The 25,483-nt window shown below is 72.1% G+C and carries 17 protein-coding genes; 14 read left to right on the top strand and 3 right to left on the bottom strand.

Annotation, left to right across the window (positions count from 1 at the left end):
• Positions 1–48: 48 nt before the first annotated feature.
• On the bottom strand, positions 49–3,855 hold the full coding sequence (locus tag ACIBCM_RS27620; RefSeq protein WP_399247759.1) for a DNRLRE domain-containing protein: 3,807 nt from the start codon (positions 3,853–3,855) through the stop codon (positions 49–51).
• A 461-nt stretch (positions 3,856–4,316) separates the two neighbouring features.
• Here ACIBCM_RS27620 and ACIBCM_RS27615 point away from each other — a divergent pair, with 461 nt between their 5' ends.
• The 10 genes from ACIBCM_RS27615 (at position 4,317) to galK (ending at position 17,994) form a co-directional block, all read left to right on the top strand.
• Positions 4,317–4,685: a nuclear transport factor 2 family protein gene (locus ACIBCM_RS27615; protein ID WP_399247757.1), complete on the top strand. Its 369-nt coding sequence runs from the start codon at positions 4,317–4,319 to the stop codon at positions 4,683–4,685.
• 121 nt (positions 4,686–4,806) lie between these two features.
• Positions 4,807–6,267, top strand: a complete 1,461-nt coding sequence (locus ACIBCM_RS27610) for an acyltransferase family protein (RefSeq protein ID WP_399247755.1) — start codon at positions 4,807–4,809, stop codon at positions 6,265–6,267.
• Positions 6,268–6,328: 61 nt separating this feature from the next.
• Positions 6,329–8,173, top strand: a complete 1,845-nt coding sequence (locus tag ACIBCM_RS27605; RefSeq protein ID WP_399247753.1) for an ABC-F family ATP-binding cassette domain-containing protein — start codon at positions 6,329–6,331, stop codon at positions 8,171–8,173.
• Between the two features lie 664 nt (positions 8,174–8,837).
• Complete coding sequence (locus ACIBCM_RS27600; protein ID WP_399247751.1) at positions 8,838–10,259, top strand: PQQ-binding-like beta-propeller repeat protein; 1,422 nt, start codon at positions 8,838–8,840, stop codon at positions 10,257–10,259.
• 349 nt (positions 10,260–10,608) lie between these two features.
• Positions 10,609–12,402 (top strand): PQQ-binding-like beta-propeller repeat protein, encoded by a 1,794-nt coding sequence (locus ACIBCM_RS27595; RefSeq protein ID WP_399247749.1) that lies wholly within the window; start codon positions 10,609–10,611, stop codon positions 12,400–12,402.
• Positions 12,403–12,772: 370 nt separating this feature from the next.
• Positions 12,773–13,462 carry a LuxR C-terminal-related transcriptional regulator gene (locus ACIBCM_RS27590; protein WP_399247747.1) on the top strand — a complete coding sequence of 230 codons (690 nt, stop codon included), beginning with the start codon at positions 12,773–12,775 and terminating at the stop codon, positions 13,460–13,462.
• Between the two features lie 334 nt (positions 13,463–13,796).
• Positions 13,797–14,390, top strand: a complete 594-nt coding sequence (locus ACIBCM_RS27585; protein ID WP_399247745.1) for a hypothetical protein — start codon at positions 13,797–13,799, stop codon at positions 14,388–14,390.
• Positions 14,391–14,891: 501 nt separating this feature from the next.
• Positions 14,892–15,935: a galactose-1-phosphate uridylyltransferase gene (gene galT / locus ACIBCM_RS27580; RefSeq protein ID WP_399247743.1), complete on the top strand. Its 1,044-nt coding sequence runs from the start codon at positions 14,892–14,894 to the stop codon at positions 15,933–15,935.
• Positions 15,932–16,891, top strand: coding sequence for a UDP-glucose 4-epimerase GalE (galE, locus tag ACIBCM_RS27575; RefSeq protein ID WP_399247741.1), 960 nt, complete (start codon positions 15,932–15,934; stop codon positions 16,889–16,891). The genes galT and galE overlap by 4 nt, the downstream gene beginning before the upstream one ends.
• The gene (gene galK, locus ACIBCM_RS27570; protein WP_399247739.1) at positions 16,888–17,994 is read left to right on the top strand and encodes a galactokinase; all 1,107 of its coding nucleotides are present in this window, start codon (positions 16,888–16,890) and stop codon (positions 17,992–17,994) included. The genes galE and galK overlap by 4 nt, the downstream gene beginning before the upstream one ends.
• 151 nt (positions 17,995–18,145) lie before the next feature.
• On the opposite strand, the gene ACIBCM_RS27565 is transcribed toward galK, so the two are convergent.
• Positions 18,146–19,456 (bottom strand): M14 family zinc carboxypeptidase, encoded by a 1,311-nt coding sequence (locus ACIBCM_RS27565; protein WP_399247737.1) that lies wholly within the window; start codon positions 19,454–19,456, stop codon positions 18,146–18,148.
• A gap of 363 nt (positions 19,457–19,819) precedes the next feature.
• On the opposite strand from ACIBCM_RS27565, the gene ACIBCM_RS27560 reads away from it, so the two are divergent.
• From ACIBCM_RS27560 to ACIBCM_RS27550, 3 genes are all read left to right on the top strand, one after another.
• Complete coding sequence (locus ACIBCM_RS27560; protein ID WP_399247864.1) at positions 19,820–21,235, top strand: HesA/MoeB/ThiF family protein; 1,416 nt, start codon at positions 19,820–19,822, stop codon at positions 21,233–21,235.
• Positions 21,232–22,515 (top strand): hypothetical protein, encoded by a 1,284-nt coding sequence (locus tag ACIBCM_RS27555; protein ID WP_399247735.1) that lies wholly within the window; start codon positions 21,232–21,234, stop codon positions 22,513–22,515. The genes ACIBCM_RS27560 and ACIBCM_RS27555 overlap by 4 nt, the downstream gene beginning before the upstream one ends.
• 598 nt (positions 22,516–23,113) lie before the next feature.
• The gene (locus ACIBCM_RS27550; RefSeq protein WP_399247733.1) at positions 23,114–23,935 is read left to right on the top strand and encodes a LuxR C-terminal-related transcriptional regulator; all 822 of its coding nucleotides are present in this window, start codon (positions 23,114–23,116) and stop codon (positions 23,933–23,935) included.
• Here the strand turns inward: ACIBCM_RS27550 and tamR are convergent.
• Positions 23,894–24,391 carry a MarR family transcriptional regulator TamR gene (gene tamR, locus ACIBCM_RS27545; protein ID WP_399247732.1) on the bottom strand — a complete coding sequence of 166 codons (498 nt, stop codon included), beginning with the start codon at positions 24,389–24,391 and terminating at the stop codon, positions 23,894–23,896. The genes ACIBCM_RS27550 and tamR overlap by 42 nt on opposite strands.
• Positions 24,392–24,618: 227 nt before the next feature.
• Between tamR and ACIBCM_RS27540 the strand changes: the two genes are divergently transcribed.
• Positions 24,619–25,443: a trans-aconitate 2-methyltransferase gene (locus ACIBCM_RS27540; protein ID WP_399247730.1), complete on the top strand. Its 825-nt coding sequence runs from the start codon at positions 24,619–24,621 to the stop codon at positions 25,441–25,443.
• Positions 25,444–25,483: the final 40 nt, after the last annotated feature.

The following is a 25,483-nucleotide window of genomic DNA, read 5'->3' as shown; positions in this document are numbered from 1 at the left end:
CGATCCGGCGGCGGGGCACTCGTGGGGTTCCGGCTCCCTCCGGCCGGGCTAACGCATCTGACAGCTGATGACGTCCTGCCGGGGGTCGCAGCCCTCGAAGTGCTGCGTTCCGGGGTCGACCCAGTAGGTGTCCTTGTCGAGCAGACGGGTGGACTGCGGGAACGGGTTGGTCCCGACGCTGCCCATGCGGGACATGGAACCCGAGTTGACGTAGCCGGACATCGACGAGCGACCGCACTTCTCCGTCCACGCCGGCGGGTCGTACCGGGTGTCGTCGACGAGGTGCTCTGTGCCGTCGTCCGCCTTCAGCGCGACTGTCTGCACGCACTCGCCGCCACCGTTCGGACCGGCGGGCATCAGACCGCCGGCGCCGCCGGCCATGCCCGGGGACTCGTAGGTCGCCGCGAACGGGTACTCGTCGCACGAAATGCTGTCCGGTGTGCCGGTACTGGCCAGCTCAGGGTGCATATACGTCCTCGGGTGGTTCAGGAACAGTTTCCTCGGTACCCATCCGTCGGTGCGTTTCGACCCCGACTTGGCGCACATCACGGGCCGCGACAGTTTGTCCTTGTCGTAGCCGGTGGCGTTGCGCTCAGGTCCCGGAAGGAAGTGAAGCGGCTTCACGGGGGTCGCGCCCAGAAGCAGGTTCGCCCCCTTGAGCTGGATCAGCCAGATGTGCGCGGCCGCGGCCGGGTACTTCCTGGCGTTCACCGAGTAGCCGGGACTGTAGAGGGGCAGCACACAGCCCGCGGTCCGGTAGACCTTGTCGCAGCGCGCCGAGACGACGCCCGAAGAAGCGTGGTTGTCGGTGACGACCATGCGCGGGGTGTCCGTGGAGAAGACTGTCTGAATCTGCAGGGGCAGGTCTTTGGACAAGTCGACGTCCTTGTGGCCGGCGGCGTTGGTGACACCGCCGTTCCACCGTGTCTCGGCGTTGCCCTGCGCCATATGGTTGTCCAGCCCGGACGACCAGGACGAGGAGCGGCCCGCCTCCCAGCTGAAGCCCGCGCCGCCGTCGACGCACGCGCTGTTGCCGCAGGTGGCCAGGATGGTGAAGGCGAGGGCCTTCGGAGACGGCGGCCACGGCAGCCCGGGCATGTGGGAGCCGAACACCGGGATCATCTGAACCCAGTGCTTGACGCTGTCGCCGTTCTTGTCGAGCTTGAGCTGCCACAGCAACTCGAAGTCCTGCCGGTAGGTGACGGCCCCGTCTTGGCCGGTCACCCGCCAGTCGAAGATCAGGCAGGCTTCGGTGCGGGTGAGGTACGACTTCTGGGCCGTCAGCGTCGGGTCGCACCACGACTTGTCGAGAATCGGTCCGGTGTAGCCGGCGGCCGGTGCCGCCCCGCCGCTCCGGCCCGCGCCGTACCTCTCGACCGCGCGCGCGATGGAGGAGGCCGCCGCCCGTGACCGCTGCTGACGAGGCGTCACCGTGACCGTCGCGTCACCGTTCTTGAACGTCCTTGACTCCGTGCCGAGGAGGGGTGGCGCCGCTCCCGCCCCGTTCCGCGCCAACGCGGGTTCCCAGCCTCCCCAGCCGAACGCCGGATACGGGTTGTCCGCGTCCGGCGGATCGGGTGCGGTCAGATTCGGCTGCGGCAGTTTGATGTCGACCTTCTGTGCCCGGTTGTAGTCGCGGTTCCCAGCGGTGAACCCGTAGTTACGGACCGGCCCGGCGTTGTCGGCCCGGTCGACCGTCCGCACCTCGACCTGATGGTTGCCGTTCGCCGGGGGCGTCACCGCGAATGATGCGTGCTGCCCACCGGTGGACGCCGCCACGCTGTGCCACGCGCCGTCGTCGTTGACGCCGTCGCCGTTGTTGTCGAACGGGTCGAGGCGGTACTGCACATCCCGGGCGTCGCTCGTCCCGGTGGTCACGTCGAAGGTGCCCGCGGTGCCCGCTCCGCCACCGCCCCAGTCCTCGGGGTAGACGGCCGAGGTGACGCCCGTCGGCCTGCCGGGCGCGGTGGTGTCGACCACGAACTGGCGCCAGGGGGACCAACTGGTGTTGTAGTGGGTGCCGTCGTAGGCGTTGGTACGGAACTTGTAGGTGTGGCCGTCCTTGAGCTGCCCAGCGGGCACGGTGACATGGACGGGCGTGCCGGAGGCGGCGTACGCGGAGACGACGACGCCGTCACCGGCGGGCGTGACGATGGGCAGGTTGGTGGCCGCGTCGTAGATCTGGAAGGTGCCGTTGACGCGGTCGCCGTCCGGGTCGGTGAAGGTGTCCCGCAGGGTCGGAGTGGTGCTGTCGACGGCCCAGACGCCCGCGTACGACTTGAACGGCGGCCCGGCCTCCTGACGGGTGCCGTCGGAGGGCCGGTGGTTGTGGGTGACGGTCAGCTTGGGCTGGTGGGCCGCGTTGTTGGCGGAGTTGACGCGCTTCCAGGCCCGGGTGTCGTCGGTGGCGGCCCGCAGGCCCATGTGCCCCTGGGTGGTACGGGCCGACGCCCAGGTCTGTACGAGGGTGTCGACATCCGCGTTGATCCAGCCGTCGGGCTGGGTGGCGGTGCAGCCGGGGTTTCCTCTGGTCTGGGTGGAGGAGTGGTACTGGTGGAGCCAGGCGGGCTGGTTCGTCCAGCGTGACGCGGTCGACGCGGCGCCGGTGTCCCAGACGGTCCAGCCCTGTGCGGTGCAGTCGGTGTTGCCGGAGTGGTGGTTCCACAACGCCAGATTGGTGTCGACGATCAGGGCGTCCCGGATCGGTGTGGTGTTCCAGGTGAGGTAGGACCTGGCGGTCCGGGCGGTGCCGTCGGGGTTGTGGGTGCCGGGGTTGCCGAGATCGAGTTCGGTGTCCGTGGACAGATCGGTGGTCTCGCCGTGCTGGACATAGGTGTCGAAGGTGTTCGCCAGGGCGGAGGTCGAGGGGTCCACGGTGACGGGGTAGGCCGTCGCCGGATCGGCGAGGAACGCGGCGCTCGGGGTGATGACCAGGTCGACCGCCCCGTGGCCCCTGTCGACGACCTTCATACCGACGCGGGCCCTGCGTGTGTGCTCCCCGGACGACTTGTCGACGGTGGAGTCCCACATGACGGGGGCGGGCATCGTGGCCCGGAGCCTGCCGGTGCGGGTGTCGGTGAACGAGACCGAACCGTCCCGGTTCGACTTCGCCGCAAGGCCCTTGGCCTTGACGGGCAGGGTGTACGTGTACGGGCCCGTGGGCTTGCGGGTGATCTCCACGTACTGCTCGAAGCCGGTCCGGGTCGCCTCGACGATCACGTCCGCGCCGGGGACGGCCTCGTGGTACCTGGCGGTCGTGCCCTTCAGCACGGGCCGGGGGAGTCCGCCCTTCCACTGGAGGGTCACCCGGCCCTCGCCACTGCCCAGGGTGACGAGATCGCGGGGCGCGGACCGCTGGGCGGCGCTCAGCGAGGCGGGCGCGCTGCCGCCGGCTCCCGCCAGGCGCAGGCCGCTGGGGTGCCGTTTCGCCATGACGGTTCCGTCGGCGCCTGCCGTGAGCGTGACATCGACCGTCTCCCACTTCCCGCCGCGCCAGACCCGTTCCGGAGCGGCGGTCAGTTCCGTCGTCAGTGTGCCGTCGGGGTTCGCGACCGTGAAGCTGGTGGCTGTCGTCTCGTCGTACGCCACGACCTTGCTACCGGTTCGTTTCGCCTCGGTGACCGCCCACGCCATCGAACCCCTGGCGTGCTCGGCCGCCCACGCCATGTCGGACGCGAGAGTGTCCGCCGCCGACGGGGCGGACGGGGTGGACACCTTGTCGGATAAGGACTCCGTCTCGGGGACCGCCGCCGCCGAGCCGCCCGCGGCGACCACGAGCAACACGGCTCCGACCGCCAGCGCGGGCCTGGCCCCGGTGCGGGTGCGCTCGCCTGGTGTGCGTCTGCGTTCAGCCATGAATCCTCTTTCCTCTCTGCGACAGCAAATGCGACATGCGTGCGAATGCGCACAGTCGGAGGACTCTAGGCGGGGCCGTCGGGAGCGTGAAGACGAATTACGGACACGCGGAACGGGTCGCTGCCCCCGTCGGATCGGGCCGGCCGCTCGGAGTGCGCGCCATGCGGACCCGCACCGCGCCGCGCGCCCCCGACCCGGAGCTGATGACGCGGCTGATCGACGCGGCGGGCAGGCACGCGCGGCCGGCGTACGGGACCGGCGGCATCGGCGGACGGCGGTTCCGGCGCCGTCCGCGCCCCGGCGCCTCCGCCGCGATGACCCGCGTGATTACCCCGGACGTAATCGACCCGGACAGGTGGCCCCGAGCAAGCTGAGGGCATCCGGAGCCCGGGCGGTGGGGAAACCCTCCCCGGCTCCGGTGTCACCGGCCCGTACGCAACGCACTCAGGAGAGCGATTCATATGTCCGTGCACGAGAACGCCGTCGTCCGCTACCTCGCCGCCTGGAACGCCCAGGGGCCCGAGGACATCGCCGAGGCCGTCGCCGACGCCTGGACCGAGGACGGGAGCTACACCGATCCGCTGGCCGATGTCGCCGGGCACGAGGGCGTCGCCGCGGTGATCGCCGCCGCACACGAGCAGTTCCCCGGATTCGAGTTCCGGCAGCTCGGGGAGGTCGACGGGCACCACGGGACCGCCCGCTTCAGGTGGGAGCTGGTGTCCGCGGCGGACGGCTCCGCGCCCGTCGCCGGGTCCGATGTGATCGAACTCGCCGAGGACGGCCGGATCCGCAGGGTGTACGGGTTCCTGGACCGCGTCCCCACGAGCTGAGACCCGGCGGGACGGTGGCGGGCGCGCACCGGCCGGGTAACCGGGGGTGCCTTCCGTACTCAGAGCGGAGCTGAGTACGGGAGCGCTCACCGGACGGGGCCGGGCGCGCGACGGTACCGGTATGGGAACTACCGTTCGTGAACTCGCCGCCGCCACCCCCGGTACGCGGGACCGGTACGTCGATCTGCTGCGGGTCGCTTCCCTCGGGGTCGTGGTGCTCGGGCACTGGCTGATGGCCGCCGTCACCGGGGACGGGGTCGGGAATCTGCTCGCCGTGGTGCCGGAGCTACAGGTGCTGACGTGGGTGCTCCAGGTGATGCCCGTGTTCTTCTTCGTCGGCGGGTTCTCCCACGCGCTCTCGTACCGCTCGCTGAGCCGGAAGCACCCCGGGAGCACCGGGCTGTACGCCGTGTTCCTGCGGGCCAGGCTCCAGCGGCTGCTGAGGCCCACCATGGTGTTCGTCCTCGTGTGGGGTGCCGCGGCGCTGCTGGTGCAACTGCTGGGCGGGGACGGGGGACTGACCGGGGTCGCACTGCGGCTCGTGGCGCAGCCGCTGTGGTTCATCGGGATCTATCTGGCGATGGTCGCGCTCACCCCGCCGCTGCTGAGGCTGCACGAGCGGTATGGATGGGGAGCCTTCGGCGGGCTGCTCGCTGGAGCCGCCGCCGTGGACACCGCGCGGTTCGCGCTGGGCGTTCCGTATGTGGAGTTCCTGAACTTCGTCTTCGTATGGCTGGCGGTCCACCAACTCGGATTCCTCCGGGCGGACGGGAGGATCCGGATACCGGCGGCCCTCGCGGTCGGCGGACTCGCGGGGGCCGCCGCACTCGTGGCGTACGGGCCCTATCCGCTGTCCATGGTGGGGATGCCCGGCGAGAAGGTGTCCAATATGGCGCCGCCGACGCTCGCGCTGCTCTGCCACGGGCTGTGGCTGGTCGGCGCGGTCGAGCTGCTGCGGGAGCCGGGGACCCGGCTGGTGCGCCGGGCCCGGGTCTGGCGCGGGGTCGTGGCCGCGAACGGGATCGCGATGACCGCGTTCCTGTGGCATCTGACCGCGATGCTCGGGGTGTACGGCGTGCTGCTCGCGCTCGGGGCGGGGCTGTCCGAGCCGGCGTCCGGCGCCTGGTGGGCGGGGACCCCCGTCCGTATCGCCGCCGCCGCGGTCCTCACGGCCGTTCTCGTCGCGCTCTTCCGGGGCTTCGAACGGCCGGCTCCGGCCGGGGGCGCCCCGGCCCGGGGCCCCCTGACCTCGACCGCCTCGACCGCCTCGGTCTCCGGCGTCCCGGCCCCGCGTGGCCCCGGCCTCCCGGAGAAGCCCGGTGCCGTGCCCGGCGCGGGCGCTCCCGCCGTCGGCGCGACGGCACGGGCCGGGCGTTCCGGACCGTCCGGACCGTCCGGGCCGCTCGCCGCGATCGGGGTCGCGCTGTGTCTCTTCGGGGTGCTCGGGCTGTCCATGGTCGGCTTCGGCGGCATGCTGGACGGCAGGTCGGCGACGTTGATCGCGGTACCGGTCACCGCGCCCGTCGCCGTGGCCATGGCGCTCGCCGGGTGGCTGCTGGTGGAGCGGGGCGGGCGCTCCTGAGCGTTCCGCGCGGCGACTACCCTGGTAGGTCGATGCTTCCCCCGCCCGTATCAGGAGAGTAATGGCCGTCAATCTGGTCAATGTCGAGGCCGTCAGCAAGGTGTACGGAACGCGTGCCCTGCTCGACACCGTGTCCCTCGGCGTCTCCGAGGGCGACCGTATCGGCATCGTCGGCCGCAACGGCGACGGCAAGACCACCCTCGTACGGCTGCTCGCGAAGCTGGAGGAGCCCGACACCGGCCGGGTCACCCAGAGCGGCGGGCTGCGGCTCGGGGTGCTCACCCAGCACGACTCGCTCGACCCCGGGGCGACCGTCCGCCATGAGGTGATCGGCGATCTCGCCGACCACGAGTGGGCCGGGAACGCCAAGATCCGGGATGTGCTGACGGGACTGTTCGGCGGGCTCGACCTGCCCGGTTTCCCCCAGGGCCTGGACACCGTCATCGCCCCGCTCTCCGGCGGTGAGCGCCGCCGGATCGCGCTGGCGAAGCTGCTCATCGCCGAGCAGGACCTGATCGTCCTGGACGAGCCGACCAACCATCTCGACGTCGAGGGCATCGCCTGGCTCGCCGGGCACCTGCGGGGCCGCCGCTCGGCGCTCGTCTGCGTCACCCACGACCGGTGGTTCCTCGACCAGGTCTGCACCCGGATGTGGGACGTCCAGCGCGGTGCGGTGTACGAGTACGAGGGCGGCTACAGCGACTATGTCTTCGCCCGCGCCGAGCGGGAGCGCATCGCGGCGACCGAGGAGGCCAAGCGGCAGAACCTGATGCGCAAGGAGCTGGCGTGGCTCAGGCGCGGGGCCCCCGCCCGTACCTCCAAGCCCCGCTACCGCATCGAGGCCGCCAATGAGTTGATCGCCGATGTGCCGCCGCCGCGCGACACCAGTGAGCTGATGAAGTTCGCCGGCGCCCGGCTCGGGAAGACCGTCTTCGACATGGAGGACGTGACCGTGCAGGCCGGGCCCAAGGTGCTGCTGAAGCATCTGACCTGGCAGCTCGGCCCCGGTGACCGTATCGGCCTGGTCGGGGTGAACGGCGCGGGCAAGACGTCCCTGCTCAGGGCACTCACCGAAGCCGCCGTCAGCGATGGCGAGACCCAGCCCGCGGCGGGGCGGATCGTGGTGGGCCGGACCGTGCGGCTGGCGTATCTCTCCCAGGACGTCATCGAACTGCCCCCCGGGCTGCGGGTGCTGGAGGCCGTCCAGCAGATCCGTGACCGGGTCGACCTCGGCAAGGGCAGGGAGATGACCGCGGGGCAGCTGTGCGAGCAGTTCGGCTTCGGGAAGGAGAAGCAGTGGACGCCCGTCGGCGATCTCTCCGGCGGTGAGCGCCGCCGCCTCCAGCTGCTGCGGCTGCTGATGGACGAGCCGAACGTCCTCTTCCTCGACGAGCCCACCAACGACCTCGACATCGAGACGCTGACCCAGCTGGAGGACCTGCTGGACGGCTGGCCGGGCTCGATGGTCGTCATCTCGCACGACCGGTTTTTCCTGGAGCGGACGACGGACCGGACGTACGCGCTGCTCGGCGACGCCACCCTGCGGATGCTGCCGCGCGGTATCGACGAGTATCTGGAGCGGCGCCGGGCGATGGTCGAGGCGGCGGTTCCGGCCGCCGCGTCCGCCTCGGGACCGGGCTCCGGCGCGGGCCCGGGTACGGGCTCCGCGGACCCCGCGGTCCGGGTGAAGTCGGCCGGGGAGCAGCGGGCCGCGCAGAAGGAGTTGCAGCGGATCGAGCGGCAGCTCGACAAGCTCTCCGCGAAGGAGGCATCACTTCTTGATCGGATTGCCGAGAACGCCACGGATTTCGAGCGGGTGGCGAAACTCGACGCCGAGCTGAGGGAACTCGCGGGGGAGCGCGAGGAATGGGAGATGCGCTGGCTGGAGTTGGCCGAAGACGCATAGTCGGCGGGGCGGGTATTGAGTCGTGACGGCCGCGTGCAGGTCTCGTAACAACGCCATCACAGGCCCGTCAGTCCTTGGGTACAGCGCGGACCGGCCAACGGTTTGACATGGCACGGGTGATAGAAAGAAAGTCCGCTCGACTGCCGTGAGAACGCGGATCCATGTCCGAAAACGCTCCTTTCCGGGATACGGCACATGCGACAGAAGTGCGCACCGGAACAGCGGGGGAGGCTGTCGGACAGCGGACCGTATGAAGGGGGAAGCGCTGATGTCTCAGCCGCCCAGCCAGCAACCGCCGGGGGGCTTCGGAGCACCCCAGGACCCCCACCAGGGGGTTCCTCAGCCGCCGCCTCAGCCGCCCCAGGGGCCGCCGCCTCAGGCCCAACCGCCCCAGCCGCCGCAGGGCCCGCCGCCGGGGGCGCCCGGTCAGCCCCCGGCGCCGCCCGCGGGTCCTCCCGCCGGTTACGGCTACCCGGGCCAGCAGGGTCAGCCGGGTCCGTACAACCAGCCCGCCGGCCCTTACGGACAGCAGCCCGGCCCCTACAACCAGCCCCCGGGGCCCTATGGCGGATGGCAGGGCCAGCCGCAGTTCCCCGGACCCCCGACCGGCCCCGGAGGCCACCCGGCCCCGCCGTCCGGCGGCGGCGGATTCTTCAGGAGCAAGGTGGGGATCGTCATCGCCGCGGTGGTGGCCGGGCTGCTGGTCATCGGCGGCGGCAGCTACTTCGTCCTCAGCGGGGACGACGAGAAGGACGACAAGCAGAAGAACGTCAGCAAGAGCGACGATCCGAAGCCCTCGGCCTCCGAGTCCGTCGACCAGGGCGACGGCACCGGCACCGGCGAGGGCGAGGAGGACCTCAATGCCGGGCGCAAGCCGGGCGACGCCAAGGCCCTCTTCGTCGCCAAGAACGACGTCGACCTGCCGAGCGGCGGTGCGGACGTCTTCGGCCCGTGGGTCGCCGGTGACACCGTCGTCAAGGCGATGTACCGCAGCGTCGTGGGGTACTCGGTGACCGACGGCAGCAAGAAGTGGACGGTGCCGCTCACCACCGAGGTCTGCGCGGCCACCACACACCCGTCCACCGACGGGAAGGTCGTCATCGCGGTCAAGGACGGTCCCACGGAGAAGGCCAAGTGCCTCGACCTCCAGTTGATCGACCTCACGACCGGCAAGGTGGGATGGAAGAAGACGATCCCGAAGGGGACCGGATTCCTGTCCTTCTCCGACTTCACGCTCAACATCAGCGGCAACACCCTCGCGGCGGGCGGTACCGGCGCGTCCTTCGGCTTCTCGATGACCGACGGCCGCCAGCTCTTCCAGGGGCCGAAGAGCGGCTGCAAGCCCTTCGCGTTCGCGGGCGGGCCGAGGCTGCTGGCGGCCCTGAGCTGTCCCACCAAGGACTACAACAAGCCCAAGCACCAGCTCCAGGAGGTCGATCCGGCGACCGGCAGGGCGAAGTGGACGTTCGACGCGCCCAAGGACTGGGAGATCGACAAGGTCTACTCCGTCGACCCGATCGTCATCTCGCTGATCCAGCGGGAGCCGAAGATGTGGGCGGTCTTCGCGATGAAGCCCGACGGCACGGTCCGCTCGCAGATCGACGGCGGCAAGGACAAGTACCGCATCTCCTGCGGCGGCGCGTTCGTCATCTTCGGGCAGAACCTCGAAGGCTGCACCGGGGTCGCCGCGGACGCGAACACCTTCTACATGCCGACCGACTCCGCCCGCGCGGGCGGCCCGAACGAGGTCGTCGCGTTCAACCTCGACACCGGAAAGCCCAAGTGGCGCACCCCGTCCGGCGGTGACACCGGGCTGGTGCCGCTGGGCATGGAGGGCGGCAGCGTCGTCGTCTACCGTGAGCCGTCGTACGACTCCGGTGGCGCGATCGCCACGATCGCCCCCGCGGGCGGTGCGCCGAAGGTCGTGCTCCAGCACCCCGAGGGCGCCGCGGACGTCGAGAACTCCTTCTACTCGGCCCGCTATCTCTACTCCGGTGAGCGCTTCTTCATCGCGGCGGGCCGGGTGAGCGCCCGTAACGACACGGAGGAGATGCGGACCGCGACGATGATGGCCTTCGGCAAGTGACCTGCCGTCCTCGCGTGCCGCACACGCGGCCCCGGTACGCGGTCCGGCCGGCGGGCGGGTACGTCCGCCGTCCGGGCCGGTACATCGGCCTTCCGGGCCGGTACATCGGCCTTCCGGGCCGGTACGTCCGCCTTCCGGGCCGGTACGTCCGCCTTCCGGGCCGGAACATCTCCCGTCCGGGCCGGTACGGCGCCGCACCGGAGCGCCCGCTTTCCGCGGCGGTACGCCGTTCGGCTCCGGGCCGGAGCGCCCGGGGCCCGGCCCTCTCCTCTCTCTCCTTCCTCCCCTCCCTCTGCTCCCTCTGCTTCTTTCCGCTTCTTTCTGAGTCCTTCTCCGAGGTAGCCACGCCATGACACAGCCGCCGCCCCCGCCGCCCAACCAGCCTCCGCAGGGGGGAGGGTTCGGCGCGCCCCAGGATCCTCCGCCCGGGGGGTTCGGGCCGCCGCCCCCGCCGCCCCAGGGACAGCCGCCGCAGCCTCCCCAGGGGCAGCCCGGTTACGGGTATCCGCAGCAGCCCCTGGGCCAGCCGGGATACGGATACCCCGGGGCCCCGGGCGGGCAGCCGGGCCAGCCGGGTTACGGCTTCCCGCAGCAGCCGGGCCAGCCGGGTCAGCCCGGGTACGGGTATCCGACCCAGCCGCAGTACACGGCACCGGGGCCCGGCGGCGGCAAGAAGCTCAGCACCCAGATGCAGATCATCATCGCCGCCGCGGTCGCCGTGGTGTTGATCATCGGCGGCGGCGTCTGGTTCGCCGCCTCCCGGGGCGACGACGGCGGCAAGAAGGACGAGGCCGAGAACAGCTCCGGCAAGACGTCCGAAGGTGCCACCGGCGGTGAGGGCGAGAAGCCGCCCGCGGACGGCGACGGCAAGGAGAAGGCCCCCGCCAACGTCAAGTCCAAGGTGGCGTTCCAGCTGCCGGAGCCCAAGATCAGCGACATCACCAGCGTCAAGGGCTCCTGGGTCACCGACAAGGCGTACGTCAAGCCGGGTGTCGACTCGATCGTGGGCTACGACCCCGCCAAGGGCACCGAGCTGTGGAAGCTCCCGCTCGCGGGCCAGGTCTGCGGTGCGTCCCGCCACCAGAGCGCGGACTACAAGACCGCGATCCTCTTCGAGGCGGCCAAGCGCACCGGGACCGGGATCCAGAACTTCCAGCCGTGCACCGAGGTCGGTGTCATCGACATGACCACCGGCAAGCTGCTGTGGAGCAAGTCGATCACCACCGCCGCCAGCGGCGACCGCAAGGTCCGCTTCGCCGAGGTCACCATGAGCGGCAACACCGTCGCCGCGGGCGGCCTCGACGGCGGCGCGGCCTTCGACCTCACCAGCGGCGCCGTCCGCTGGAAGCCCAATCCCGGTCAGGACAACTGCGCCGACCAGGGTTACGCCGGCGGAGCCGCGCTCGTCGCGGTCCGCAAGTGCGGCGACTACGGCAGCGAGCAGGTCTCCATCCAGCCGGTCGACCCGAACAACGGCACACCCAGGTTCGAGTACAAGATGCCCACGGGTGTGGAGTACGCGAGCATCATCAGCACCAAGCCGCTGGTCGTCGCGGCCGATGTCGGCGACACCGGCAAGTTCGGGATCTCGGACTTCTTCTCGATCGACGACTCGGGCAAGCTGCTGGCCAAGATCTCGGCCACGGGTGACAAGTTCGAGGCGCGCTGCCGCTCCACCGAGGTCGAGTCCTGCACCAAGGTCGTCGTCGGCAACGGCCGTATCTATCTGTCGACCGCCGAGCACCGGGGCGGGGCGGAGTACGGCCGTACCAATGAGATCGTCTCGTACGACCTCGCCACCGGGAAGCCGCTGCCGGGGCGCGCGGACGCCGGTGACAAGTACCAGATGTTCCCGCTCCGCATGGACGGCGGCCATCTCATCGCGTACAAGGTGCCCCCTTACGACAAGGGCGGCCAGATCGTCAGCATCCACGGCGGCACCCTCAAGTCGACGGTGCTGTTGGAGAATCCGGCGGAGAAGCCGGTGCGTGACGCGGAGACCAGCTTCACCCCGGAGTACGGCGAGTATGTGTACGCGAACGGCAGGCTGTTCATCAGCGCGGTGCTGATGAGCAAGCCGACCGCGAACAGCTCGGCGTACGGGAAGGAGTATCTGGCGGTGGGCTTCACGACGGCCGACTGAACCGCCGGACGGCATGGCGGCCGGCCTGCCCGCTGACCTGGCGGCCGGTCGGCCCGCGTCCGGCCCGCGCCCGGCGTGGGACACGCTCGGCGGCCGCTCGGCGAAGCCGTCGGGGCAGAGCCGTCGGCGGGGCCGGACGGGACCCGGAACGGACTGATCCGCCGATCAGTAGCGGCCCGGCGCATTCGGGGTATCCGAGGCGCCGGGCCACTGCTTTTCGGTCATGCTGTGGTCATGCCATGGTCATAAGTAGCCCTGTTTGGCGAAGAATTCCGCACTCTGGGGGACTTCTGCCAAGTTAGGGGCGCGCAAAGTCGAACAAGCGTGTAGCTTGCCGGGGCAAACGGCAACGGGGGATGGGGGTTGCTCGATGGGCGTTCGGCTCATGGTGGTCGACGATCACCGGCTGCTCGCCGAGGCACTCGCCTCGGCGCTGAAGCTGCGGGGGCACCGGGTGCTCGCCGCGGCCGCGCCCGCCGTGGGCGCGGCCGAGCTGGTGGTGTCCAGGGCGCCCGAGGTGTGCCTGCTGGGCACGGCGACGCCCGCCGAACCGGGGGCCTTCGACCCGATCGTGAAGATCAAGCGGGAGCGGCCCCAGGTGGCCGTGGTGGTGCTCGGGCCCGTGCCCAGCCCCCGGGGTATCGCCGCCGCGTTCGCGGCGGGCGCGTCCGGTTATGTGCGCCACGACGAGCGCATCGAGGGCGTCGAGCGCGCGATGGTCAAGGCGCGGGCCGGGGAGGCGGTGGTGGCTCCCCAACTGCTCCAGGGCGCGTTCGCCGAACTGCTCAATCCCGTCGCCCAGCCGGACGACGAGGGCCAGCGGCTGCTGCAACTGCTCACCCCGCGCGAGGTGGAGGTGCTCGTCAGGGTCGCGGAGGGCGAGGACACCCGGCTGATCGCCGCGGGGATGGGCATCGCGCCGAGCACCGCCCGCACCCATGTGCAGCGGGTGCTGATGAAGCTGGGCGTCGGCTCCCGGCTGGAGGCCGCCGCGCTCGCGGCGCGCACCGGGCTGCTGGACCGGGCCGCCCTCGCGGCCCTGCCGCCGGACGGCCGCTGACCTGGACGGCCGCTGACCCGCGCGGGCCCGTCGCCTCAACACGGGGTGATGGGTCGTTCCCGTGAGGAGCCCGGGGGCGCGCGGTGTGAGGAGTACGGGGGCGGATGGCGCCGCCACCGCTGGTCCTGGTTTCTCTCCCGGGGTCCGGTGATCGCCGACGCCCTCGGCAAGGCCGTATTCTGGCCATTCCGCGCAAGCGGGGGAGGGGCGGCTGTCCGGGCGGAACGTTCTGCTTCGGTCAGGCCGCGAGAAAGACACCCGGCGCCGGACGCGTTCGGTGATCTCGATGTGTTCGGGCCGGGCGGGTACGGAACTTCGGGGAAGCGGGGAAGACATGCGCAGGTGGATTCGGGCTGTTCCGGCGGTGGTCGGCGTGGTGGCGCTGGCGGCGGGCGTGACCGGCTGCACCGACAAGAGCGGGGAGAAGAAGGGCAAGGCGCGGGCCTCCGCGCCGGCCGAGGAGAAGACGGCGTACCGGCTCGGTGAGGCCAGCCCGCCGCAGGAGAGCACCCAGACGGCGTCCGACGGGGCGATGTTCACCGTCACTCCGACCCGGGTGGCGACCGGCACCAAGACCGACATGGACAATTCGGGGCTTCAGAAGGACGAGAAGAACGGTCCGCAGATCCCGGTCTTCGTCTGGACGACGCTCACCCACAAGAGCGGCCCGGCGATGGAGGTGGACGACATGGACGACGATCTGGTCGTCCGGACCGCGGCGGGCATGCGTACCAAGGCGCTGCTCGTGATGTTCGGGAAGGCGGAGTGGCGGAACTGCCCGGACGCCGCCGACGGCAAGAAGCTCTCGGCCGGGCAGTCGGCGCAGATCTGCACCGCGTTCCTCGTGCCGGAGGGCCAGACGGCCGCGGCGGTGGAGCTGACGCAGGGCTGGCACAAGAAGCCGCTGGAGTGGGCGGCGGGGGCCTGACGGGTCGGCCGGCGAGGGGGCCGGGTCTTCGGGGAGCCGGGGGTACGGGTTCCCCGGTTTCGGGGGGGCTGTCCCGGGCCCCGCGTCTCAATCGCCGGCGAGGCTGGGTTTTCCGGGTTGCCCTGGGTGTCGGGTTTCTGCCGGGTGTGTGCGGGCTGGTTCCTGGGGCTCTGTCCTGGACCCCGCGTCTCAATCGCCGGCGAGGCTGGGTTTCCCCGGTCGGCAGGCCGGGATTCCCGGGGTGCTCGGGACTGACCCGGCCCCGCGCCTCGAACGTCGCCGGGGCTGGGTTCCCCCCGGTCGCTCGGCCGCCCCGGGGCCGGGACTCCGTCGCTGGTGAGGCTGGAATTTCCGGGCCGGGGGCACCGGATAACGTCACTTCACCGTTTATGGCGATATACAGAGGCATAACCCGGACAGGCGCACCGGTCCATTGACGGTGCCTGTTCGTTTGTGGTTCTTTATGCGCGGTTGTGTGAGGGAGGGTGAGGGGAGCCCGCCGTGAAGAAGACGTCGACCCGGCTCGCCGACGGTCGTGAGCTGCTCTACTACGACTCCCGTCATGACACCGTACGCACGGACGCCGACCGGCGCCCGGCCGGACCCGTCGCCACCGGTTCCGAGATCCGCCGTGATCCGCTGCTCGGCGACCGGGTGGTGATCGCGTCCCACCGCCAGTCCCGTACGTACCGTCCGCCCGTCGGTGAGTGTCCGCTGTGCCCCTCCCGCGACGGCCTCCTCAGTGAGATCCCGGCGGCCGACTACGACGTCGTCGTCTTCGAGAACCGTTTCCCCTCCCTCGCCGGGGACACGGGCCGCTGCGAGGTCGTCTGCTTCACCTCCGACCACCACACGTCCTTCGCCGACCTCGGCGAGGACCGGGCCGCGCTCGTCCTGGACGTCTGGACCGACCGCACCGCCGAACTCACCGCACGCCCGGGGGTCGAGCAGGTCTACTGCTTCGAGAACAGGGGCGCGGAGATCGGGGTGACCCTCGGCCATCCGCACGGCCAGATCTACGCCCTGCCCTTCGTCACCCCGCGCACCGCGCTGATGCTGCGCTCCGCCGCCGACCACCGCGCGGCCACCGGCCGGAACCTCTTCGACGACATCGTCGCGCGCGAACTCGCCGACGGCGCACGTCTCGTCCTCACCGGCCCGGAGTGGGTCGCCTTCGTCCCGTACGCCGCTCACTGGCCGTACGAGGTGCATCTCTACCCCCGGCGGCGCGTACCCGACCTGGGCGGTCTCGATGACGCGGCACGGGCCGCGTTCCCCGGCGTCTATCTGGAACTCCTCCGGCGCTTCGACCGGATCTTCGGCCCGGTGGAACCGCCGACCCCCTATGTCTCGGCCTGGCACCAGGCGCCGGCGCGGGCGGAGGGCCGGGACGGTTTCGGGCTCCATCTGGAGCTTTTCACCATTCGACGGAGTTCCGGCCGGCTGAAGTTTCTGGCGGGTACCGAGTCCGGTATGGACGTTTTCATCAACGATGTGCCGCCGGAAGCCGCGGCCCAGCGACTGCGGGAGGCAGCGAGCGCATGAGCAAGTACCTGGTGACGGGCGGGGCGGGGTACGTCGGCGGTGTCGTCGGCCGCCTGCTGCTGGAGGCGGGCCACGAGGTCGTCGTACTCGACAACCTCTCCACCGGATTCCGCGAGGGCGTCCCGGACGGCGCGGAGTTCATCGAGGGCGATATCCGCGACGCCACCAAGTGGCTGGACGACTCGTACGACTCCGTGCTGCACTTTGCCGCGTACTCCCAGGTCGGCGAGTCGGTCACCAGACCCGAGAAATACTGGGACAACAACGTCGGCGGCACGATGGCACTGCTCGCCGCGATGCGCGCGGCCGGGGTGCGCAGGCTCGTCTTCTCCTCCACGGCGGCTGTGTACGGGGAGCCCGCCCGCACCCCCGTCACCGAGTCCGACCCCACCGCCCCCACCAGCCCCTACGGCGCCTCCAAGCTCGCCGTCGACCATATGATCGGCGGCGAGTGCGCCGCCCACGGGCTCGCGGCGGTCTCCCTGCGCTACTTCAACGTGGCCGGTGCGTACGGCGGCTCGGGCGAGCGCCATGAGCCCGAGTCCCACCTCGTACCGCTGCTCCTCGACGTCGCGCTCGGCCGCCGTACGTCGATCTCCGTGTACGGGAACGACTACCCGACCCCCGACGGCACCTGTGTACGCGACTACATCCATGTCGCCGATCTCGCCGAGGCCCATCTGCTCGCGCTGGACGCCGCCCGCGAGGGCGAGCAGCTGATCTGCAACCTCGGCAACGGCAGCGGTTACTCGGTGGCCGAGGTCGTCGAGACCGTCCGCGCGGTGACCGGGCATCCCGTGCCGGCCACCCCCGCCCCCCGGCGCCCCGGGGACCCGGCGGTGCTCGTCGCCTCCGCCGCGGTCGCGCGGGAACGCCTCGGCTGGGCGCCCCGGCGGCCCGCCCTGGCGGACATCGTCGCGGACGCCTGGGAGTTCGCCCGGACGCGGCAGTCATGACGGAGGGCGTCTGGGCCGCTCCCGGCCGGGTCAATCTGATCGGTGAGCACACCGACTACAACGACGGCCTCGTCCTGCCCTTCGCGCTGCCGCACACCGTCGTCGCCACGGCCGCGCGCCGGAGCGACGGCGTCCTGCGGCTGCGGTCGGCAAACGAACCCGGCGGGGCGGTCGAACTGCGCGTCCGCGACCTCGCGCCCGGCCATGGGCCCCGCGGCTGGACGGACTACCCGGCGGGCGTCCACTGGGCCCTGAGCACGGCGGGCCACCGCCTCGGAGGCGCGGACCTCTCCTTCGAGTCGGCCGTCCCGGCGGGGGCGGGGCTGTCCTCGTCCGCGGCGCTGGAGGTCGCCACCGCGCTGGCTCTCAACGACCTGTACGGACTGGGCCTGGACCGGCCCGGACTGGCCCTGCTCTGCCGGCGCGCGGAGAACGAGTACGTCGGCGCGCCCGTCGGCATCATGGACCAGACCGCCTCCGCCTGCTGCACGGCCGGTCACGCGCTCTACCTGGACACCCGGGATCTGTCCCGGCGCCCGATCCCGCTGGATCCCGGCGCCCACGGCCTCACCCTGCTCGTCGTCGACACCCGTGTGCGGCACGCCCACAGCGGAGGCGAGTACGCCGGGCGCCGGGCGGGCTGCGAGGCCGCGGCGGTGGCGCTGGGGGTCCCGGCGCTGCGGGACATCGGACCCGCCGGTCTCCCGGACGCCCTCGAACGGCTCCCGGACCCCCGCGCGCGGGCCCTGGTCCGGCATGTGGTGACGGAGAACGCCCGGGTGGAGCGGGTCGCGGACGCCCTCGTGTCCGGCGCGCTCCCCGCCGTCGGGCCCCTCCTCACCGAGAGCCACACCTCTCTGCGCGACGACTTCCGGGTCTCCTGCCCCGAACTGGACCTCGTCGTCGAGTCCTCCCTCGTGGCCGGGGCGCTGGGCGCCCGGATGACCGGCGGCGGCTTCGGCGGCTCCGCGATCGTCCTCACGGAGAGCGTCGGGGCGGAAGCCGTCACGGCCGCGGTGGAATCGGCGTTCGCGTCCGCGTCGTACGAGCCGCCGGTGATCTTCGCGGCGAAGGCGTCGGAGGGCGCGAGAAGGCTGGCCTGAGCGGTCGGCCCGTACGAGCGGTGGGCCCATGAGCGGCCCGGTCCGGGGGACCGGCGGAACCCTGACCGGGCCGGTGCCCGGAGATCCGGTGGACCTGCCGACCGGCCCGTGCGGCCCGTACGTGCCCGGCGCCCGGTGGCCCGCCGGACCGTCAGGGACCGTCACCAAGAAGGCCGGTCCCCAGCGCCCGGTCCGTGATGCCGAGCATCGTGGAGACATGCAGCTCCGCCTGGGTGGCCACCGGGAGCCAGCGGGGCGAGAAGGCGGTCTCGAACTCCCGGGACCAGCCGTCCAGCAGGGCATCCAGGGCGGCGAGCGCCTGCGCGGGACCCCCGGGGGCGAGGGCGCGGCGGGACATGGCCGCCGCGCGCAGGGTGATCCGGCGGGCCGCGATGCCCAGGGAGGCACGGTTGCCCGCGGTCGTCCCCATCGCGGCCGCCGCCGCCCGGGGCGGGCTCAGGGAGTGCCAGGTGCCGGCGATCGCGGGGCAGACGTCCAGCAGTTCACGGGCGGCGGCGGCCAGGGGGCAGGCCGCCGTGCCGGGGCCCTCGGGCAGCAGGCCGCCGAGCGCCTTCTCCACCTGTTCGACACGGTCGAGGAGCAGTTCGCACGCCGTGGCGACCTCGCGCTCGGGGTCGGTCACGGGCCGGGGGTCGCTCACGGCTCCCGCCGCCCACATGGGCGCCTCGGCGACGACGGAGACCGTGCCGTGGCGCATGGCGTACATCCAGGTCGCCTGGGCCGAGAAGCCGCCGGGGTCCCGCTCGCTGGTGCCGCTGCCCTCGGGCAGCAGCAGCACACCGGGGGAGTCCGCGATCCAGTCCACACCGTCGTACGGGCGGAACTCCAGGGGTACGTCCAGGGCGGCCGCGGCTTCGCGGAAGGCGTCCGGGGCGCCCGGGACCGGGCCGGTGAGCTGGACGAAGGCGCCGCCGACCTCATGGCCGTGGAGGGAGAACTGGAGCCGGGGCCGCAGCTCGTCCAGCAGCGAGATCAGGGCCCGTGACTCGGGCATCAGGGAGTCGCGATCGCCGCCCTCGGGCGGGAACTCCGGCTGGCTCGCGGCGGCGGGCCGGAAGAAGCCCCGGTAGTGCTCCCGCAGCGAAGGCCGCTCGGACGGCCACGGCTCGTTGAGGGCGGCCCCGTCCGGGTCAAGACAGAGCAGCAGATGCCAGCTGATGTCCCGGGCGCCGAGCAGATCGCCCGAGCAGAGACGGTCGGCGAGGCGCAGACAGGCCGCGCCGCCGACGGGTTCGTTCGCATGCGCCCCGGCGACGGTGAGGACGTGGCGCGTACCGTGTCCGAGCGACAGCAGCCACAGCGGCCGGCCCGCCCGCGAAGCTCCGACGCTGCTCAGCCGCGCGATCCCGGGCCGGCGCGCCGCCAGTGCCCGTGCGTGGTCCGTCAGTTGCTCCGTGGTCGGGTAGCCGTTGGGGTATCCGGGCGCTGCCGTGTCGGACATGGTCTCCTCGTTCGCCGCCGGGGCGTGTCGTTGGGGAACGACGCGGGGCCGGCGCGGTGAAGTGCGCCGGCCCCGCTGCCAGGACCCGTCCACGGGATCAGGTCCTCATGGGCCGCGACCGGTCAGGAACCGGTCGAGTTGCTGTTCTCCGTCGTTTCCTTCTTGTCCAGGGGACGGATCTCGATCTTCTGTGCCATGTCCACTCCTTACGTCAACTTGTGTGTACGTCGGGGGATTTGGTGATACATCGGGATCTCGCGATCCCGCTTGTAAAGCGTCGGCCGCCGCGTTCAGAGTGTCAAGGAAAGGTCGAACGGCGGAAGGAATCACGTGGTCTCGGTCGCAGTGATGAAGTCCCCCCGGATCAAGCCCGAGCACCGTCCGTACCGCACCGGCGACGGCAATGTGCGCATCGGCAGCGTGGTGTACGGGATCGGCGCGGAGATCCGTGACCAGCAAGGATGGGTCTGGTCGCTGACGGAGGCGATGGACGGCACCCGTGCCCCGGGCGCGGTCGTGGCCGAGGTCGCCCGCACCCATCCGGCCGTGTCGGCCGAGGACGTCCGCCAGGCGATGGAGGACCTCCTGGCGGCGGGATACGTCGAGGACGCGGGCGCGGCCGTCCCCCCTGAACTGTCCGCACGCGAACGCGACCGCTACAGCCGGGGCGTCACCCTCCTGCGCTGGATGGACCGCACTCCCCGCACGGGCCTCTGGGAAGTCCAGCTCGCTCTGCGCGCCTCCCGGGTGCTGCTCGTCGGCGTCGGCGGTACGGGCGGCTACGCCGCGAGGGCGCTGGTCGCCTCCGGTGTGGGCCGGCTGCACTGTGTGGACCCCGACACCGTCGAGCTGTCCAACCTCAACCGGCAGCCGCTCTACCGGGAGAGCGACATCGGCAGGTCCAAGGCGGAGGCCGCCGTGGAGGTGCTGCGGGCGCTGAACTCCGATGTGACCGTGACGGGCGAGGCCCGCGAGGTGCGGGGGCCCGGGGAACTCGCCGCGCTGCTGACCGCCGGAGCACCGTCCCCGGCGGCCGCCTCCCCGCACGGCCCGGCGCACGGCTCTCCGGACGGCCCCGCCGGCGGGGGACCTCACGGCGGCCAGGGCGGGGGACCCTCCAGCGCACCCGGCGGCGGCCCCGGCGCGGGCTACGACCTGCTGGTCATGGCCGCCGACCGGCCGCCGGAGATCCGCCGCTGGGCGAACGGGGTCTGTCTGGAGCTCGGTCTGCCCTGGGTGGAGGCCGGTTACCGGGGTCCGCTCGCCACCGTGGGCGCGTTCGTCCCCCGCCGGGGCGCCTGCTGGGAGTGTCTGCGGGCCACCGAGATCGAGGGCCGTGATCTGCGGCTGGCTCCCGGCCAGGACGAGGAGATCGCCTCCCCGCGCATGCCCTGGAACCCCGCCGACGCGGTCACCGCGGGACTCTCCGGCAGCCTCATGGCCCATGCGGCCCTCGCCCTGCTGACCGGAGCGCCGCCCTTCGAACCCGGCTGCCGGATCGGGGTGAACCTGATGGTCCCGGGCGAACCCATCACCGCGCGATCCGCCCGCCGCCCGGACTGCCCCGCCTGCGGGGACGCGCCCGCACAGGAGGGGGCGGAGCCCCGGGAGGCGCTGGAACCACAGGGGCCGCCGGAGTCACGACACCCCGGGCAGCCGCAGGGCCCGCAGGAGTCACAGGAGCCGCCGGGCCCCTCCTCGGGGGAGCCGCCGGGGCAGCCCGGCCCTCCGGCGCGGGAGGTGTCGGCGCGGGAGACGTCGTCCGCGGAGCACGCGTGACCGGCGGCGGTGCGCCGGGGACCGGGACCGGGACCGACGCGTCCGGACCGGCCCCGGTGGCCGACGGGACGGCGTACGTCCGCTTCCATGAGCTGGCCCGCCGCCACGAGGGCGGGGAGTGGATCGTCGGCCGGATGGACACCGGCGACTTCGTGGCCCTGCCCGAGGTGGGCGTCCGCGCCATCGAACTGCTGGAACAGGGCCTGACCGTCGACGGCGCGGCCGAGCGGCTGCGGGAGGAGACCAGGGAGGACACGGATGTCGTGGACTTCGTCGGAGCCCTGGCGGGACTGCACTTCGTGGCCGAGATCAACGGACGGCCGGTCCCCTCCCCGCCCCCGCCGAAGCCCAGTCTGCGCTGGCTGCGGCCCCGGCATGTGCGCTGGACGCTGAGCCCGGCGGTCCCCGTCGTCGTCGCCGCGCTGGTCGCGGCCGCCCTCGTCGTCCTCGTCCGCAGACCCGATCTGTCCCTCGGCTACCGGAGCCTGCTGTGGCACCCCCGGGGCAGCGCGGTCATCGCCCTCAGTGCCGCCGCGGGCTGGCTGATGCTGGTACTGCACGAGTGCGCGCATCTCGCGGTCGCCCGCGCCACCGGCGTACCCGCGCGGATCCGGCTCGGGACACGTCTGCAGTTCCTGGTCATGCAGACCGACATCAGCGGGATCGAACTCGCTCCCCGCCGCCATCGCATCACCGCCTATCTGGCGGGCATGGCCCTCAACCTGACGGTGTCCTCGGCCGCCGTCCTGTGCGCCTCCGCGACCGGGCCGGGGACGACGGCCCGCCGGGTACTGCTGGCCGTGGCGCTGATCGTGGTGCTCTCGACGCCGTTCCAGTTCATGGTCTTCATGCGTACGGACGTGTACTTCGTGCTCCAGGACGTCCTCGGGTGCCGCAACCTCTACGGCGACGGTCTGGCGTACGCCCGCTACACCGCCCGGCGGCTGCGGTACGCGGCCCGGCGGCGCGGGAAACCGCCGAAGGACCCGACCCTGGGACTGCCCGCGCGGGAGCGGCGGGCGGTCCGCGCCTACACCCCCGTCCTGGTGGTGGGCACCGCGCTGTGTCTGGCGTTCCTCGCGGCGGTGACCCTGCCCGCCGACCTCACCCTGATCGGCCGGGCCCTGAACGGCTGGGGAGCGGACCGCCCGCTCGCCGACAAGCTCGACGCGGCGGCGGTTCTGCTGGCGCTCGGGGGCGTGCACACCCTGTGGGCGGTGACCTGGTGGCGCAATCGCCGCCGCGCACGCCGTCTCCGTGCTTCCGCGCGCGGGGCATGAGGTCATCGGCACGCGGGACATGACCACAGGCGCACCCGGACGGGACGACTCCCGTACCGAGACACCACGACTCCGTACCGAGACACCACGACTCCCGTACCGGGACACGACCACTCCCGTACCGGGGATCACGGCCACTTCCGCAGCGAGAACCGGTCACCGACGCACCCCGGACATGACGTCCAACGGGCCGCGCTCGTGACCCCGGCCGCGCACCGGCCCGACGCCGGGCCCAGGACCCGATCCCGGTCACGGACCCGGTACCGGACGCGCCCCGGGCCCGTATCCGGGCCGCGCGGCCTGCCCGTCCGGTGCCGGAACAGGCCCGGACCGCGGGTTTTCGCCACACCGGACGCATCCGGCCCACCATGAACACGCCGGGACCACCAGTTCTGCAAATACACTTCCCCTCCCGCCGCCCGGCCGTACTCTGATGCTCAGCGCCGGTGGGGGCCGGTGTTGATCAGGGGGCGAGACAGCCGGGTACGACGCCCGGGGCGGGGTATCAGTGACAGCGCGGCGGCGGCCGGGCGGCGCTGGCGCACCCGTCCGGGTGGCGTGCCCCGCGCCGAGCCGTCCTCCGACACAGGGGGTGTCTGTGGTCCGTATCCGGGTCCTGGTGGTGGATGACCACCGAATCTTCGCCGAGTCACTGGCTGCCGCGCTCGCGGCCGAGCCCGATGTCGATGTCTCCGCCGCCGGCAGCGGTCCCGCGGCCTTGCGGTGCCTTGAGCGGGCGGCCGCCGAGGGCCGGGGTTTCGACGTCATGCTCGTGGACGCCGATCTCGGCACGGGCATCGTCCAGGGCGCGGGCCTCGCGGCGGCGGGGACCGCCCCCGCTCCGGGGCACGGCTCGCGTACGCCGGTCGCCCGCGCCGTCGCCGACGACGGCGAGGACGGTCTGGTCGACGGCATAGCGCTCGTCTCGGGGGTGCGCTCCGGCCAGCCCACCGTCCGCAGTGTCGTGCTCGCGGAGAAGGACGACCCCCGCCGGGCCGCCCTCGCGCTCCAGGCGGGCGCCTCCGGCTGGGTCGCCAAGGACTGCTCGCTCCAGCGGCTGCTCGCGGTCATCAGAGGCGTGCTGCGGGACGAGACGCATCTGCCGCCCGCGCTGCTCACCGGTGTGCTGCGCGAGCTGACGGCCGCACGTAAGCACCGCACGGAGAGCGAGCGGCTGGTCGAGTCGCTCACCCCGCGCGAGCGGGAGGTCCTGCGGTGCATGGTCGCGGGCCTGGGGCGCAAGGCCGTCGCCGAGCGCCTGTTCCTGTCGCCGCACACCGTCCGGACGCATATGCAGAACGTGCTGGGCAAGCTCGGTGTGCACTCCACCCTCGCCGCGGTGGCACTGGCGCGCCGGGCGGGCGTCGGCCCGGTGGACCTAGCCGGGGATGTTGTCGAACGGGGCGGTCAGCTGGCGTAGCAGCGCCGCCAGCTCCGCCCGCTGGGCCCGGGACAGCTCGGCGAGGATCGCGCGCTCCTGGGCGAGCAGCCCGGCGAGCGCCTGGTCCGCCCGGTCCCGGCCCTCGGCGGTGAGCCGTACGAGCACACCGCGCCGGTCGCTGGGGTCGGGCAGCCGCTCCACCAGATTCCTTTTGGCCAGCCGGTCGATGCGGTTGGTCATCGTGCCGGAGGTCACCAGCGTCTGGGTGAGCAGTTGTCCTGGGGAGAGCTGATACGGCGCTCCCGCGCGCCGCAGCGAGGTGAGGACGTCGAATTCCCACGGTTCGAGCTGATGCTCGGAGAAGGCCAGCCGCCGCGCCCGGTCCAGATGACGGGCCAGCCTGGAGACGCGGCTGAGCACCTCAAGCGGTTCCACGTCGAGGTCAGGGCGCTCGCGGCGCCACGCTGCGACCAGTCGATCGACCTCGTCCTCCATGACGATCAGTGTAAAGGGTCCCTCGACATGAAGTCTCTTGACATCAAGAGACCTTCTGGTGGATCGTGGGCCGCTGAGTGCGGTTCGTGGAACCGGGACGGGCGGACCCCCGTTCCTTTTCGGTCAGCCGCGCCTTGAGCCGTCCCGCTCTCAGCCGTCCTGCCCTCGGCCGTCCTGCTCTCAGTCAGCCGTGCCTTCAGTCATCCGTTCCTGTGAGGGATCCGAGCATGCCTTCCGAACCGATCTGGGACCCGCACCAGTACCTCCGGCACTCCGGACACCGCACCCGCCCCTTCCTCGATCTCCTCGCCCGGGTTCCCGAACCGCCCCGGGGGGACGGCGCACCCGTCCGTATCGCCGACCTCGGCTGCGGTGCCGGCAATGTCACCGCCCTGCTCGCCCGGCGCTGGCCCCGCGCCCGTATCACCGGCTTCGACAACTCGCCCGAGATGCTCGCCCTCGCCACGAGGGACCACGCGGGCCCGGCACCGGGCGGCGGCCGGCTCGACTTCCGGCCCGCCGACGCGGCCCACTGGACACCGGACGAGCCGTACGACCTGATCGTCTCCAACGCCGCGCTCCAGTGGGTGCCCGGCCACGCCGAATCCTTCGCCCGCTGGATCGGCGGTCTCACCCCCGGGGGCACCTTCGCCTTCCAGGTGCCCGGCAACGCGGGCGCGCCCAGCCACACCCTCCTCGCCGACCTGTGCGGGCGCGCCCCCTGGCGCGAACGCCTCTCCGGCCGGGGGCTCGGCTCCGTCTTCGTCCTCGACCCGGCGGACTATCTCGCCCGCCTGGTGGACCTCGGCTGTGAGGCGGACGCGTGGGAGACGACCTACGCCCAGCTCCTCACGGGCGACGACCCGGTCCTCGACTGGATCAAGGGCACCACCCTGCGGCCCGTCCTCACGGAGCTCGCGGACGACGAGGACGCGCTGAAAGCCTTCCTTGGCGAGTACCGGGCGCTGCTGCGGGAGGCGTATCCGCCGGGCCCGCACGGCACGGTCTTCCCCTTCCGCCGTATCTTCGCCGTCGCGACGAAGCCCCGCTGACGCGTCCCCGCCGGTTCCGTCCCCCGGAGCGGCCGCGCAG

It is taken from the genome of Streptomyces sp. NPDC051018, from assembly GCF_044456085.1.
In the GTDB taxonomy this organism is placed as follows: Bacteria; Actinomycetota; Actinomycetes; order Streptomycetales; family Streptomycetaceae; genus Streptomyces.
The sequence above is the reverse complement of the archived record's forward strand: the minus strand, read 5'-3'. Positions and strand labels throughout refer to the sequence as shown.